Consider the following 14,015-nt stretch of genomic DNA (forward strand, 5'->3'; position numbering starts at 1 on the left):
GGATCGGGGGATGAAAACCTCATCCTTCTCGAATCTGATCTGCGTTCTGGCCTTGGCTGGCAGCGCTGTCCTTCCCGTCTCGGCCATTGCCGCCAGTACCGCGCCGGCAGCAAAGGCGGCAGTTGCACCGGCTGACCGGTTCCTGGCCGATCTGGCGCACTACTGCGGGCAGGCCTTTGCCGGTCGCATCATCGCCAATCAACCAGCGTCCAGCGCGCCGGATCCGTTCGATGGCAAGACCCTGGTGATGCATGTGCGCGGCTGCGACAGCCCGCAGCAGGAGTTGCGGGTGCCGTTCCATGTGGGTGACGACCATTCGCGGACCTGGGTGATCAGCCGCACGGACAGCGGTCTGCGCCTGAAGCATGACCACCGCCATGCCGACGGCAGCCCTGATGCAGTGACCATGTACGGCGGCGATACCGCGCAGGCCGGCAGTGCAGGGCGGCAGGAGTTTCCGGTCGATGCCGAATCGGTGGCGATGTTCACTGCAAATGGCATGACTGCCTCGCTGCGCAATACCTGGGCGATGGAGCTGGTGCCGGGCAAGCGTTTCGTCTACGAGCTGGCGCGTCCGGATGGACGTCTGTTCCAGGTGGAGTTCGATCTGAGCGTGCCGGTAGCGCTGCCGCCAGCGCCATGGGGCAGCGAGGCTTGAAACGCAGAGGGCGCCGTTGCCGGCGCCCTCTGATCCACATGGCGGAGACTCAGCGTCGGCCGAAACGGGCGCGGCAGCCACCGTTGACCCAGATGCTGTCGCCGTTGAAGCCCCAGTTGCGGCCTTCCACGCAGCGCGTGTCGGAGGCCTGCTGGACGATGACCGGTCGGCCCTGGCGGCGATCCCAGGCGCAGGTGTTCAAGCGGTTGCTATTGCTATGGCAATCCACGAAGTAGTTGTTGCCACCCCAGCCGCCGCCATTGCCCCAGCCGCCGCCATTGCCGCCACGGCCTTCGGCGAATTCACCACGGCAGCCGCCGTTGACCCAGACCGTGCCATTGCTGCTGCCCCAGTTGCGGCCTTCCACGCAGCGCGTGTCGGAGACCTGGCGGACCAGCACCGCGCTGCGCCAGCCGGTATTGCAGACCACATGCCGGTTGCTGTTGCTGTCGCAGCGGATGGTCTGGTTGCCGTTTCCGTGGCCCGGGCCACCGCCCCAGCCGCCACCGCGACCCTCGGCGAACTCGGCGCGGCAGCCGCCGCTGACCCAGACGCTGCCGTTGTTGCTACCCCAGTTGCGGCCTTCGGTGCAGCGGGTGTCGGAGACCTGGCGGACCAGCACTGCGCTGCGCCAGCCGGTGTTGCAGACCTGCTGGCGGTTGTTGTTGCTGTCGCAGCGGATGGTGCGGCCGTTGTTGTTGCCGGGGCCGCCACCCCAGCCACCGCCGAGGCGTTCGGCGAACTCGGCGCGGCAGCCGCCGTTGACCCAGACGCTGCCGTTGTTGCTGCCCCAGTTGCGACCTTCGATGCAGCGCGTATCGGAGACCTGGCGGACAAGTACCGCGTTGCGCCAGCCGGTGTTGCAGACCTGTTGGCGATTGCTGTTGCTGTCACAGCGGATGGTGTTGCCCTGGCCGCCCGGATAGCCGGATTGGGCCGAAGCGGGGGACGGGCTCATCGCCAGCCCAAACAGGGCAGCCAGGCCGGCGAGCAGGAGGGGACGGTTCATGGCGGCTTCCCTGTTCAGGTTGGGTGGCCGAACTATAGGCGCAGTCCCACTTAAGGCCGCGTGACTGATTGCCGGATTTGCTCCTGCACCCGCTGAGCGCCAAAATACGGGGCTACCCGGCACCGTTTCGTACCGGGCCCCCTGCGGAGCTTTCCATGCGTACCCATTTCTGCGGCCTGGTCGACGAGACCCTGATCGGCCAAACCGTGACCCTCGCCGGCTGGACCGACGTTGCCCGTAACCTCGGCGGTGTCTGCTTCATCGATCTGCGCGACCACGAAGGCATCGTCCAGGTCACCGTCGAACCCGACAACGCCGAAGTGTTCGCTGTCGCCGCCAGCCTCGGTTACGAGGATGTGCTGCAGGTCGAAGGCGTGGTGCGCGCGCGTCATGCGGTCAACGACAAGATCCGCAGCGGCAAGGTGGAAGTGATCGCCACCCGCATCAGCATCCTCAACAAGGCTGCGCCGCTGCCGTTCCATGCGCACGAGAACCCGGGCGAAGAAACCCGCCTGAAGTACCGTTACCTGGACCTGCGTCGCCCGGAAATGCAGCGCATGCAGCGGACCCGCATCAAGCTGGTGCAGGCGCTGCGCCGTCATCTGGACGCGCGCAATTTCCAGGACATCGAAACCCCGATCCTGACCAAGGCCACCCCGGAAGGCGCGCGCGACTTCCTGGTGCCGGCGCGCATGCACCCGGGCGAGTTCTACGCCCTGCCGCAGAGCCCGCAGCTGTTCAAGCAGATCCTGATGGTGGCCGGCTTCGACCGCTACTACCAGATTGCCCGCTGCTTCCGCGACGAGGCCCTGCGTGCCGACCGTCAGCTGGAATTCACCCAGCTGGACATGGAGTTTGCCTTCGTGCGCGAGCGCGACGTGCAGGATTTCGTCGAGGACATGATCCGCTCGATCTTCAAGGAAGTGGTCGACGTCGACCTGGACGCCAGCTTCCCGCGCATGACCTGGGCCGAGGCGATGCGTCGCTACGGTTCTGACAAGCCGGACCTGCGCATCGCGCTGGAGCTGGTGGACGTGGCCGAGCTGGTCAAGACCAGCGAGTTCCCGGTGTTCACCGCTGCTGCCAACGACGCCGATGGTCGCGTGGCCGCGCTGCGCATTCCCGGCGGTGCCAGCCTCAGCCGCAAGCAGATCGACGAGTACGCCGCCCACGCCGCCAAGTACGGCGCCAAGGGTCTGGCCTACATCAAGATTGCCGAGAACGGCGAGGTCAGCTCGCCGATCCAGAAGTTCTTCGCCGAAGATGCCTTCGCTGTGCTGCTCAAGCACATTGGTGCCGGCAATGGCGACATCGTGTTCTTTGGTGCCGGCGGCTACAACAAGGTCTCCGACTTCATGGGCGCCCTGCGCCTGAAGGCCGGCAAGGACTTCGGTCTGGTCGCCGACGGCTGGGCACCGCTGTGGGTCACCGACTTCCCGATGTTCGAGTGGGACGAGGAAGAGCAGCGCTACGTCGCCCTGCATCACCCCTTCACCGCACCGGCAGTGGACGATGTGGCCGAGCTGCGCGCGCATGCCAAGACCGCGGTGTCGCGCGGTTACGACATGGTGCTCAACGGTAACGAGATCGGCGGTGGTTCGATCCGTATCCATCGCCCGGAAATGCAGAGCGCGGTGTTCGAGCTGCTCGGCATCGGTGCCGAGGAAGCGCGCGCCAAGTTCGGCTTCCTGCTGGACGCCTTGAACTTCGGCGCACCGCCGCACGGTGGCATCGCCTTCGGCATCGACCGTATCGCCGCGCTGATGGCCGGTACCGAGTCGATCCGCGACGTGATCCCGTTCCCGAAGACCACCGGCGCACAGTGCCTGATGACCGATGCGCCGTCGCCGATCGCCGACGCGCAGCTGGCCGAAGTGCACGTGCAGGTGCGTCCGCGCGCCGACAAGGCCTGAGCCTTGGCAACTGACGCCAGCATCCGTCGTGCTACGCCCGATGATGCTGGCGTGCTGTGTGCGCTGGCCGAACGTACCTTCGTGGAGACGTTCGGCCACCTGTACCCAGCGCAGGACCTGGCCGATTACCTGGCCACGGCGTACCCGGTCGAGCTGCAGCGGCAACAGCTGCAGTCCGGAGATTACGCGGCCTGGTTGCTGGACGTGGCAGGCGAGGCCGTTGGCTTCGCCTTTGCCGGTCCCTGCGGTTTACCGCACGCGGATGCCAGCGCAACCGACGGCGAGCTGAAACGCCTGTACGTGCTGGGCCAGTACCAGGGCGGCGGTCGCGGTGGCCTGTTGTTCGATGCGGCCCTGCAGTGGCTGCAGACCCCGGGGCGCACGTTGTGGATAGGCGTGTGGTCGGAGAATTTCGGCGCGCAACGCTTCTATGCACGGCATGGCTTCGAGCACGTCGGGGCCTATGAATTCCCGGTCGGCAGCGTGCGCGACAATGAGTTCATCCTGCGGCGGCTTGCTGGCTGATTGAGCTGGTTTGGGTTGGTCTGCAGGTGGAATGGAGGGGCTCTAGTGATGAAGTCTTCTGGGCCCTGATGGCGACGTCTGCTTCGCGGCTGACGCCGCTCCCACAAACAATGCCATGGCTGCGTTGCTGTGGTTCTTCCATGCTGCTGCGTCTAGGCAGGCATGAGGAAACGTTTTGACGAAGCGCAGGTGATCGACTTCCTGCTTGAAACCGGTACCGCAGTTTCCCTGCAGGCGCTTTGCAGGAAGCATGGTTTCAGTGAGGCCTCGTATGTCGTGCTGCGGCGTGCCCGTGGCGGCACGCGCGCGCTGCAGGCACGCCAGTTGCGTCGTCTGGAGAAGGAAAACCACCGGCTCAAGACCTTGCTTGATATGCAACTGCTGGAGCGCGAGCGGATCAGACAGGCTTTGTTGCAGCCGCTCTGAGTTGCCAACGCGCGCCGCAGGCGGTCTGCGGCGCGTGCTTGTCAGCGACTGAGCTCGGTCTCGCCTGCGGCGTTGGTATGTGCCGAAACCTTGTGCAGGGCGTTCAAGGCTTCAACGAAGCCGGTGCTGTCATTGCTGCGGAACACCCCGGATACACGCAGTTCGCCCAGCGCTGCATCCTTGACCCGCAACGGGCTGCCACCATAGCGATTGAACTCGTCCACCGCCGCCCGCAATGGCAGGTTTTCAAATACCAGCTGGCCGTCGATCCAGGCCGGTGCGGTGCCGCCCTGGAAGTTCTGTACCTGTGGTGCCTTGCCGGTGGTCATGCGCGCGCGCTGCCCGGGGCTGAGTGTGGCCACGGCGGCGGTGCTGTCATCGGCTGCGGCGGCGCGCAGCTGTACCTTGCCTTCGAACAGGGTTACATCGAGGCCATTTTCCAAGCGATACACCTCGAACTGGGTGCCGACCGCACGCACGCTGCCCTGCGCTGTATCCACGGTCAGCGGACGCGCGCTGTCAGCTGCGACCTTGAAGAAGGCGCGGCCCTGGTCCAGTTCAATGCGACGTTGCTGTCTGCTGTAGCGCACGCGCAGCGTGGTGCCGGTATCCAGATCAACCTGCGTGCCATCGTCGAGGGTGATGCTGCGCTGCTCGCCTATCGCGCTGGCATAGCGCTGTTCGCTTGTTGGCGCCGGGGCAAACACCTGCCAACCAATGACCACCGCGGTCAGCGCCGCTGCGCAGGCCACCAGCCATTGCAGACGGCGCGGTCTGCGCTGCCGTTGCGGTCTGGTTTGCTCAACAGCTGCTGTGGGAATCGTCGCCAGGCGCTGGCTGATGTCGGGCGTGGCTGAAAAATCGCTCAGCATCGTCCACATGCGCTCGACCTGCTCGTAGGCAAGCCGATGTGCTGGATCGGCATCCAGCCAGATCTGGTGCTCGGTCTCTTCCTGCTCGCTCAATTCATCGGCGTGCAGGCGCGCAAACCACGCCGCCGCCTGGGTGCGGATCGGATCGGCGTCTGCAACGACTTCAAGTCTGCTTTCTTTCATGGTTGCTCCAAACGCGTGCCGAAGTGGAGCAGGGCACGCATCATTTGTTTTTCGACAGCACTGACGCTGATGCCCAATTGACTGGCGATGGCGCCATAGGTCAGGCCTTCATAGCGATGCAGCAAAAATACCTGCTGGCAACGTGGCGGTAGATCATCAAGTACCTTCAAAAACGTCTGCAGGCGTTCACGGTCCTGGTAGACGCGTTCACCACATACCGTTTCGGTAGGCCAGCCTTCGGTGTTCTCATCGATGGGTACATGTTGTCCAGCATGACGGGTACGGTCGCGACGGTAGCGGTCGCGCAGCAGGTTGCCGGCAATCGTCATCAAATAGGCTTCGACGTTGTTGACCTTGTCGGCCTGGGGGTCGCGCATCATCCGCACCAGAGTTTCCTGGGTAAGGTCTTCCGCGTCTTCAACCGTACCCAGGTGGTTCCTGAAGTAACGCATCAGGCGCGGGCGGTACTGTTGCGCCATGGCGCCCGCGTCCCGGAGGTTGTCGGGTGGAGGCTGAACGGGCGGCAGGACGGCAGTCATTGGCAGGCGTTGACAGTCTGAGGCGACACGCGCAGCTTGGGCTAGTGCCAGTGATTCTGCCAGATGAGGGGTTTGGCACTTGTTGCGTCTGTACAGGGGGGCGGCTCGGTGTCAGTCCGGCTGTCACTGGGAGAAGGGATGATTGCCAGCGCAGGTCGCGGAAATCAGCGGGGGTGGGGCGGCGGGCGTGGCGTGCTGCGTTGGCTGATGCTGTGCCTGGTTTTGGCGACCGCGCCTGCTTGGGCACAGATCACTACCGTGACGCGCAGTTACAGCCAGCCACGGCAGCCCTTGCAGCAGGCATTGACCCAGCTGGCGTCCAGCACGGGTCTGCAGATACTGATGGAGCCGCGGATGCTGGGTGGCAAGATCGCGCCTGCTTTGAACGGACGCTACAGCGTTGCCCACGCCCTGCAGCAGCTGCTCGCCGGCAGCGGCCTGAGCTATCGGCTGACCAGCAGCGGGGTCATCACCATTGTTCCGGCAGCGACGGTTCCTGCCGCCGCGGCGCCCACGCCAGCGCAGCCGGTGGCGATGCCGGCAGTGGCAAGCTCGCTGGCCTCGCTGCAGGTCACCGGTTCACGGATACGTCGCAGCGAGTTTGAAGGCGCTGCACCGGTGACCGTCATCAGCGCCGAGCAGATGCAGCGCGATGGGTATTTCAGTTTGACCGACGCGCTGGCTGTGAATGGCCTGAGCGACTATGGCGCCGAATCGCAGGGCGGCGGTGGGCGCTTTTCGGCCAATGCGCAGCCCTTGAACCTGCGCGGTCTGGGCCCGGGCAGGGCGCTGATTCTGATTGATGGCCGGCGTTTGCCGGATTACCCGTTTCCCTCGAACGGCCGCAGCAATTTCCAGAGTCTGGGCAGCATTCCCTTGGCCAGCGTTGAGCGGGTCGAAGTGATGACCGGTGGTGCCTCTGCGATCTACGGTGCCGATGCGATTGCCGGGGTGGTCAATATCGTGCTGAAACAACCGCGCAGCGGTTCGCAGGTGCGGTTGCGCACCGGTACCAGCAGTCAAGGTGGCGGCGACCGCTTTGATCTGCAGTGGTCAGCCGGGCATGGCGGCGAGAACTGGGGGCTGAGTTACGCCGTGCAGTATTCGGCTGCCGAGATGCTGCGCGGCGCGCAGCGTGATCTGCAACGTCACGGAGGCGTCAATACAGGCGCGCCGTTGAATCCCGAGCTCGGGCTTGGTTTTGTGCGCGCTGGTGGCGCAGCTCAAACGCTGGTGGCGCTGCCGCGCGATGTCTGTGCGCGCTGGCAGGGCGAGTTTGTCGACTGGGATTTCGTCGCGCCTGCAAGCGCGTCATCAGCGCTGCAGGGGCATGGCTGCGGAACCTGGCGCAACGCCGGCTATACGTCGTTGATGGATGGCGTGCAGGAGATATCTGGCCAGCTGCACGGACAGTGGACCCTGTCACCCCGCACGCAGGCATGGGCGAGTCTGCAGTTGTGGAGCGCGCGCAGCGAACTGGCCAGCGGCTTTGAGACCATCACCGGGCCGCACTCGGCCACTACCGGCAAGGTCAACCAGATCTACGATCCGCGTTTCGGCTACCTCGCGCCACTGCGCGTGCTTACCCCGCAGGAAGTCGGCGGGCTGGATGCGATGAATGATCACTACCGCGAGCGGATGTGGGATCTGGCATTGGGCCTGCAAGGGCGTTACGGGCAGCGCCTGGACTGGAGTCTGACTGCCAGCCGTTCGGACTATCGGGTGCAGCGCGATCGGCGTCGTTTGCTCGGCGACAAGGTCAATGCCTTCTTCTTTGGTCCAGCAACCGGAGTGACCGATGACGGCGTCATCATCCAGCCCTTGAATCTGCAGCATTGGTATCGCCCGATCACGCCTGGCGAATACCTGGCCATGTCGAGCAATGTGCACTACGACGCGCTGACCCAGGTGGATGAGGCGTCCTATGTTGTCTCCGGCGGCATCGCCGATCTTCCCGCCGGCGCCCTGGCGATGGCGCTGGTGGCGGAGGTCAGTCGACAGCGCTACCGGCTACGCAACACGCCATCGGTGCTGCCCTTGCAGATGGACACCTACAACCTCACCGGCAGCGTGGGTGCAGGCGCGCGTGATCGCTACGCGGTGGGAGCGGAGCTGAGCGTTCCGCTGACCAAGGCCATCAAGGCCAGTGCGGCCGGTCGTGTGGACAGGTACGACGATGCTGTCGCCGTCGCCACCGCGCGCACCTGGAGTGCGGGTCTGGAGTGGCGGCCGACGCGCAGCCTGCTGTTGCGTGCCAGCCACGCCACCAGTTTCAAGATGCCGGACATGCATTGGGTATTCACTGATGGTGGTGGCAGCTTTGGCACGGCGCTCGACGCAAAGCGCTGCATCGTTGCTGGTGCCAATCCCGGCTGCGCTGGTTATGAAACGGAGTTTCTGACCCGGACCTACCGCAATCCGGAACTGGGCGCGGAGACCGGCGCCTCGACCACGGCGGGTTTCGTCTGGGATGCCAGTGATGCATTGTCGATCAGCGTGGACTATTGGGATGTGAGTAATAAAGGTGGCATTGGCCGGATTTCGCCAGCACTGCTGCTGCGTGATGAGGCCGAGTGCACCACCGGTCTGCGTCTGGATGGCAGCCCTAGTCCGGTGGATCTGCGCTCGTGGGAATGCCGCAGGGCGCGCTCAAGGGTCGTGCGTGGTGGTGAGCTGGGCGACGGCCGCATCATCATGGTCGAGTCGACGGCAGCCAACCAGTCCGAACAACGCATCCGCGGTGCCGACGCGGTGCTGGATTGGCAGTTCAGCAGTGCAATCGGTGATTTCAGCCTGCATACGGCCTGGTCGCAAACTTTCTGGGCAAAGCGACGTGTGCGCTCGCCGGGCACCCTGTATGAGCAATGGCGCGAAGCCTCGTGGGACTCTGGCGAAAACCTGGCATTCCGCAGCAACCTGCGTGCCAGTCTGGGGTGGCAAGGGCAGGGTGGTTGGTCTGCCAACCTGTTCGGCATCCGCTATGGTCGTTTGCCACGTGTTGATGGCGAAGGCTGGGTAAAGCCCCTGTACCTGTGGAACGCCACTGTTGGCAAGCAGATCAGCGAGCGCGCCACGGTGACCTTGTTCATCAACAATCTGTTCAATACAGCGCCGCCGCGTGACAGCAGCAATGTCGAATTTCCGTACTACTACGACGAGGTCTACAGCGCGGTAGGGCGGCAGTGGGCGCTGCAGCTGGATTACAACTTCGACTAAAGAGCGTGTCGCTGCCCGTTGTGGTGGGCAAGGCCGATGACGGAAACTGCGCGCATGTCATGGCAGAACTCCCCGCGTCCCCGTGTGCTGATCCTGCACGGCATCTGGAACACCCGCTCATGGCTGTTGCCGCTGGCGTGGCGGCTGCGCACGCAGGGCTTTGCGGTGGACACGTTTGGCTATGCCAGCGTGTTCGGCGGGCCCGAACAGGCGGTGCCGCAACTGGTGCAACGGTTGCGCATGGGAGGGCCGGTGTCGCTGGTCGGGCACAGCCTCGGTGGTTTGGTCGCGCTGGAGGCACTGCGACAGGCACCTGGGCTGGAAGTGCCGCGGGTGGTCTGCCTGGGCTCACCGCTATGTGGCAGCGGCACCGCCCGCTCCATGGCCGAGCACGGCTGGGCGGCGGCGCTGGGGCGCAGCAGCGACCTGTTGCTGCACGGTCTGCCGGATTGGCAGGGGCAGGCCGAGGTCGGTCTGATCGCCGGCTCGGTGGCGCATGGGCTGGGGGCGATGATGGGCGCGCTGGAGGGCGAATCCGATGGCACCGTGGGCCTGGCCGAGACCCGTCTGCCGGGCCTGGCCGACCATTGCGTGGTGCCGGTCAGCCATAGTGGTTTGGTGCTGTCGCCGGAGGTGGCCACGCTGACCGCTGGCTTCCTGCGCCAGGGGCGCTTTCCGACGGTTGCCGCCGTAACCGGCTGATGACGGGGGCTGGGCGGGGGATCAGGTAGAATTACCGCCCTGTTCCTGACAGATGTACGGTATTCCCATGGGTCGAGGTCCTTCCATCGAAGGCCGCAAAAACGCGAATGACGCGAAGCGCGGCAAGATTTTCACCAAAATCATCCGGGAGATCAGCGTTGCTGCCCGTGGTGGCGGAGGCGACCCAAACAACAACCCACGTCTGCGCACCGCGATGGACAAGGCTTTGAGCGCGAACATGACCAAGGATGTCATCGAGCGCGCGATCAAGAAGGCCACCGGTGAGCTGGAAGGCGTCGAGTACGAAGAAGTGCGCTACGAGGGCTATGCCCCGGGCGGCATCGCCGTGATCGTCGACTGCCTGACCGACAACCGTGTGCGCACCGTGGCCGACGTCCGCCATGCTTTCAGCAAATGCGGCGGCAACATGGGCACCGAGGGCTCGGTGTCGTTCATGTTCAAGCGGCTGGGCGTGCTGAGCTTCGCCCCCGGTGCGGATGAGGAAACCATCACCGAGGCAGCGATCGAGGCCGGTGCCGACGATATCGCGGTCTATCCAGAAGACGGCTCGATCGACGTCATCACCGCGCCGGAAGCCTTCCAGTCGGTGAAGGACGCGATGGCGGCCGCCAAGTTGGTGCCGGACCACAGCGAGATCACCTTCCGTGCCGACAACGACGTCGCCGTCGATGCCGACACCGCCGTGCAGGTGAAGAAGCTGCTGGACATGCTCGAAGACCTGGACGATGTGCAGGACGTGTATTCCAACGTCGACCAGGCAGGCCTGGAGCGGGTCTGACGACCCGCCCGGTCCCACCGGGTGAGACGGCGTCCGGCCATGCTGGGCGCCGTTTTTTACTGATGGAGGCAGCATGACCCGCATCCTTGGCATTGATCCCGGCTCGCAGCGCACCGGCGTCGGCATCATCGACATCGACGCCAATGGCCGTGCCCGTCACGTCCACCACGCGCCGCTGGTGCTGTTGGGGGCGGCGGATTTCCCGCAGCGGTTGCGCTTGCTGGCGCACGGGCTGCATGCCTTGATCGAGGAATTCCAGCCGCAGGAAGTGGCGATCGAGAAGGTATTCATGGCCAAAAATGCCGATTCGGCCTTGAAGCTGGGCCAGGCGCGTGGCGCGGCGGTGTGCGCGGTGGTGATGCGCGACCTGCCGGTCAGCGAATACGCGGCCACCGAGATCAAGCTGGCCGTGGTCGGCCGCGGCGGTGCGGAAAAGCAGCAGGTGCAGCACATGGTGGGTTTGATGCTGAACCTGCAGGGCAAATTACAGGCAGACGCCGCCGATGCATTGGCGGTGGCCATCACGCATGCGCATGTCCGCGCCACGGCCAATCGGCTGGGGGTGGATGTGCGCCAGGCTTGGAGTCGCAAATGAGGTTTTTCGCATGATTGGTCGCCTGCGCGGCATCCTTGCCCATAAGGCCCCGCCGTGGCTGGTGATCGACGTCAATGGTGTCGGTTATGAGCTGGAGGCGCCGATGAGCACCTTCTATGACCTGCCCGACGTCGGTCGCGAGATCATCCTGTTCACCCATTACGCACAGAAGGAAGACAGCGTCTCGCTGTACGGCTTCCTGCGCGAGGGCGAGCGGCGGCTGTTCCGCGACGTGCAGAAGGTGACGGGGATCGGCGCCAAGATCGCGCTGGCGGTGCTGTCCGGGGCCAGCGTCGACGAGTTCGCGCGGCTGATCCAGACTGGTGATGTCACTGCGTTGACCCGTATTCCCGGTATAGGCAAGAAGACCGCCGAGCGCATGGTGGTCGAACTGCGTGACCGCGCAGCCAATTTCACCGGTGGCGGCGCACCCATTGCCGGCCAGCTGGGCACCGATGCGGTGTCCGAGGCGACAGTGGCGTTGCAGCAACTGGGCTATAAACCGGCAGAGGCGGCCAAGATGGCGCGCGATGCCGGTGCCGAGGGCGATGATGTCGCCACGGTCATCCGTAAAGCGCTGCAAGCGGCGCTGCGTTAACCCTTTCGGCAGCATGACGCCAACCTGAGATCGCCATGTCCCACGCTCCTTCCACGTCTGATTCTTCTACTCAAGGCCATGGCCACGGTCACGGTGGCGGCGCTGCCGGCGGCATGGCGCTGGTCGTCGGCGCCATTGGCGTGGTGTTCGGCGATATCGGCACCAGCCCGCTGTACACCTTGAAGGAGGCGTTCTCGCCGCATTACGGGCTCAACAGCGACCACGACACCGTGCTGGGCGTGCTGTCGCTGGCGTTCTGGGCCTTGAACATGGTGGTCACGCTCAAGTACGTGACCATCATCATGCGCGCCGACAACGACGGCGAGGGCGGAATCATGGCCTTGATGGCTTTGGCCCAGCGCACCCTGCGCAATGGCTCACGCTCGGCCTATGTGGTCGGCATCCTCGGTATTTTCGGCGCCTCGCTGTTCTTCGGCGACGGCGTGATCACCCCTGCAATCTCGGTGCTGGGTGCGGTCGAGGGCCTGGAAGTCGCGGCGCCGGGGCTGGGCCATTTCGTGGTACCGATCACCCTGGTGGTGCTGGCGGCGGTGTTCGCGGCGCAGCGCTTTGGTACCGAGAAGGTGGGAAAGGTATTCGGTCCGGTGATGACCATCTGGTTCCTGTCGCTGGCTGCGATCGGCATCTGGAACGTGATTGCCGCACCGGAAGTGCTCAAGGCCTTCAACCCGATGTGGGCGGCACGCTTCTTCATGGAGCATGGCTGGCACGGTGTCTTCATCCTCGGCGCGGTGGTGCTGGCGGTGACCGGTGGCGAGGCGCTGTACGCGGACATGGGCCACTTCGGTGCGCCGCCGATTCGCCATGCCTGGTATTTCTTCGTGTTGCCGTGTCTGGTGCTCAACTATCTGGGGCAGGGCGCACTGGTGCTGCAGCGCCCGGACGCGGTGGCCAATCCGTTCTTCGAGGCGGTGCCGGGCTGGGCGCTGATCCCGATGATCATCCTGGCAACGATGGCGGCGGTGATTGCCAGCCAGTCGGTGATCACCGGTGCATTCTCGGTATCGCGGCAGGCCATGCAGCTGGGTTACATCCCGCGCATGCGCATCCTGCATACCTCGCACGACACCATCGGCCAGATTTATATCCCCGGCATCAACTGGGGCCTGGCGGTGATGGTGTTCGGGCTGGTGCTTGCCTTCCGCAGTTCCAGCAATCTGGCCGTGGCTTACGGTATTTCGGTGTCGGGCACGATGCTGATCGATACCATGTTGCTGGCGCTGGTAGCACGGGTGCTGTGGCCGCGTGCGCGCCACGCCATCGTCGCTTTGTGCGTGGTCTTCCTTTTCATCGACCTGGGCTTTGTGATCGCCAATGGCGCCAAGCTGCTGCAGGGCGCCTGGTTCCCGCTGGTGCTGGGCCTGGTGCTGTTCACGATGATGCGCACCTGGCGGCGTGGCCGTGAGCTGTTGCGTGACGAGATCCGCAAGGACGGTATCCGTCTGGACACATTCTTGCCTGGCCTGATGCTGGCACCGCCAGTGCGGGTACCGGGCACGGCGGTGTTCCTGACTGCCGACCCGACCGTGGTCCCGCATGCGCTGATGCACAACCTCAAGCACAACAAGGTGCTGCACGAGCGCAATGTGTTCCTGCACGTGGAAACCCTGCCGATGCCGTATGCGGCCGAGGGCCAGCGGCTGCGCATCGATTCGGTGGGCGACGAGTTCTACCGCGTCTACGTGCGCTATGGTTTCATGGAAACGCCGGATATCCCGCTGGCGCTGATGCGCTCCTGCGACCACGGCGGCATCTATTTCGATCCGATGGATACCACCTTCTTCGCCAGCCGCGAGACCATCGTGGCCAGCGCCAACCGTGGCATGCCGATCTGGCGCGACAAGCTGTTCGCCTTCATGCACCGCAATGCAGCGCCTGCCACCGGCTTCTTCCGCATACCGGGCAACCGGTTGGTGGAATTGGGCGCGCAGGTGGAAATCTGATCGGATGCGACCTGCT

13 protein-coding genes are annotated in these 14,015 nt (G+C 64.6%); 10 read left to right on the top strand and 3 right to left on the bottom strand.

The window, feature by feature from the left end; genetic code table 11:
* The first annotated feature begins 10 nt into the window (after positions 1–10).
* Positions 11–658: a hypothetical protein gene (locus ACVOLS_RS01205; protein WP_481544117.1), complete on the top strand. Its 648-nt coding sequence runs from the start codon at positions 11–13 to the stop codon at positions 656–658.
* A 49-nt stretch (positions 659–707) separates the two neighbouring features.
* On the opposite strand, the gene ACVOLS_RS01210 is transcribed toward ACVOLS_RS01205, so the two are convergent.
* On the bottom strand, positions 708–1,667 hold the full coding sequence (locus ACVOLS_RS01210; protein WP_481544118.1) for a DUF3011 domain-containing protein: 960 nt from the start codon (positions 1,665–1,667) through the stop codon (positions 708–710).
* A gap of 155 nt (positions 1,668–1,822) precedes the next feature.
* Between ACVOLS_RS01210 and aspS the strand changes: the two genes are divergently transcribed.
* The 3 genes from aspS to ACVOLS_RS01225 all read left to right on the top strand — a co-directional run bounded on the left by aspS (position 1,823) and on the right by ACVOLS_RS01225 (position 4,531).
* A complete protein-coding gene (aspS, locus tag ACVOLS_RS01215) occupies positions 1,823–3,580 on the top strand; it encodes an aspartate--tRNA ligase (protein WP_481544119.1) in 1,758 nt (585 codons plus the stop codon).
* Between the two features lie 3 nt (positions 3,581–3,583).
* Positions 3,584–4,105 carry a GNAT family N-acetyltransferase gene (locus tag ACVOLS_RS01220; RefSeq protein ID WP_481544120.1) on the top strand — a complete coding sequence of 174 codons (522 nt, stop codon included), beginning with the start codon at positions 3,584–3,586 and terminating at the stop codon, positions 4,103–4,105.
* Positions 4,106–4,267: 162 nt separating this feature from the next.
* Positions 4,268–4,531, top strand: coding sequence for a transposase (locus ACVOLS_RS01225; protein ID WP_481544121.1), 264 nt, complete (start codon positions 4,268–4,270; stop codon positions 4,529–4,531).
* 41 nt (positions 4,532–4,572) lie between these two features.
* Here ACVOLS_RS01225 and ACVOLS_RS01230 read toward each other — a convergent pair whose 3' ends face one another.
* Complete coding sequence (locus ACVOLS_RS01230; RefSeq protein ID WP_481544122.1) at positions 4,573–5,586, bottom strand: FecR family protein; 1,014 nt, start codon at positions 5,584–5,586, stop codon at positions 4,573–4,575.
* Positions 5,583–6,125, bottom strand: coding sequence for an RNA polymerase sigma factor (locus ACVOLS_RS01235; RefSeq protein ID WP_481544123.1), 543 nt, complete (start codon positions 6,123–6,125; stop codon positions 5,583–5,585). The genes ACVOLS_RS01230 and ACVOLS_RS01235 overlap by 4 nt, the downstream gene beginning before the upstream one ends.
* A gap of 138 nt (positions 6,126–6,263) precedes the next feature.
* On the opposite strand from ACVOLS_RS01235, the gene ACVOLS_RS01240 reads away from it, so the two are divergent.
* From ACVOLS_RS01240 to ACVOLS_RS01265, 6 genes are all read left to right on the top strand, one after another.
* Positions 6,264–9,341, top strand: a complete 3,078-nt coding sequence (locus ACVOLS_RS01240; RefSeq protein ID WP_481544124.1) for a TonB-dependent receptor domain-containing protein — start codon at positions 6,264–6,266, stop codon at positions 9,339–9,341.
* A gap of 54 nt (positions 9,342–9,395) precedes the next feature.
* Positions 9,396–10,043, top strand: coding sequence for an esterase/lipase family protein (locus tag ACVOLS_RS01245; protein ID WP_481544125.1), 648 nt, complete (start codon positions 9,396–9,398; stop codon positions 10,041–10,043).
* 67 nt (positions 10,044–10,110) lie between these two features.
* The gene (locus tag ACVOLS_RS01250; protein ID WP_481511646.1) at positions 10,111–10,842 is read left to right on the top strand and encodes a YebC/PmpR family DNA-binding transcriptional regulator; all 732 of its coding nucleotides are present in this window, start codon (positions 10,111–10,113) and stop codon (positions 10,840–10,842) included.
* Positions 10,843–10,915: 73 nt separating this feature from the next.
* Positions 10,916–11,437: a crossover junction endodeoxyribonuclease RuvC gene (gene ruvC / locus ACVOLS_RS01255; RefSeq protein ID WP_282269162.1), complete on the top strand. Its 522-nt coding sequence runs from the start codon at positions 10,916–10,918 to the stop codon at positions 11,435–11,437.
* A gap of 10 nt (positions 11,438–11,447) precedes the next feature.
* Positions 11,448–12,035 (top strand): Holliday junction branch migration protein RuvA, encoded by a 588-nt coding sequence (gene ruvA, locus ACVOLS_RS01260; protein ID WP_481544126.1) that lies wholly within the window; start codon positions 11,448–11,450, stop codon positions 12,033–12,035.
* 35 nt (positions 12,036–12,070) lie between these two features.
* A complete protein-coding gene (locus ACVOLS_RS01265; protein ID WP_481544127.1) occupies positions 12,071–13,999 on the top strand; it encodes a potassium transporter Kup in 1,929 nt (642 codons plus the stop codon).
* Positions 14,000–14,015 lie beyond the last annotated feature (16 nt).

Source organism: Stenotrophomonas sp. STEN038, from assembly GCF_056759895.1.

Bases quoted from the DNA above. Each gene is read 5' to 3' on its own strand.
- ACVOLS_RS01205 (WP_481544117.1), top strand. From the start codon at position 11: ATGAAAACCTCATCCTTCTCGAATCTGATCTGCGTTCTGGCCTTGGCT.
- ACVOLS_RS01210 (WP_481544118.1), bottom strand. From the start codon at position 1,667: ATGAACCGTCCCCTCCTGCTCGCCGGCCTGGCTGCCCTGTTTGGGCTG.
- aspS (WP_481544119.1), top strand. From the start codon at position 1,823: ATGCGTACCCATTTCTGCGGCCTGGTCGACGAGACCCTGATCGGCCAA.
- ACVOLS_RS01225 (WP_481544121.1), top strand. From the start codon at position 4,268: ATGAGGAAACGTTTTGACGAAGCGCAGGTGATCGACTTCCTGCTTGAA.
- ACVOLS_RS01230 (WP_481544122.1), bottom strand. From the start codon at position 5,586: ATGAAAGAAAGCAGACTTGAAGTCGTTGCAGACGCCGATCCGATCCGC.
- ACVOLS_RS01235 (WP_481544123.1), bottom strand. From the start codon at position 6,125: ATGACTGCCGTCCTGCCGCCCGTTCAGCCTCCACCCGACAACCTCCGG.
- ACVOLS_RS01240 (WP_481544124.1), top strand. From the start codon at position 6,264: ATGATTGCCAGCGCAGGTCGCGGAAATCAGCGGGGGTGGGGCGGCGGG.
- ACVOLS_RS01245 (WP_481544125.1), top strand. From the start codon at position 9,396: ATGTCATGGCAGAACTCCCCGCGTCCCCGTGTGCTGATCCTGCACGGC.
- ACVOLS_RS01250 (WP_481511646.1), top strand. From the start codon at position 10,111: ATGGGTCGAGGTCCTTCCATCGAAGGCCGCAAAAACGCGAATGACGCG.
- ruvC (WP_282269162.1), top strand. From the start codon at position 10,916: ATGACCCGCATCCTTGGCATTGATCCCGGCTCGCAGCGCACCGGCGTC.
- ruvA (WP_481544126.1), top strand. From the start codon at position 11,448: ATGATTGGTCGCCTGCGCGGCATCCTTGCCCATAAGGCCCCGCCGTGG.
- ACVOLS_RS01265 (WP_481544127.1), top strand. From the start codon at position 12,071: ATGTCCCACGCTCCTTCCACGTCTGATTCTTCTACTCAAGGCCATGGC.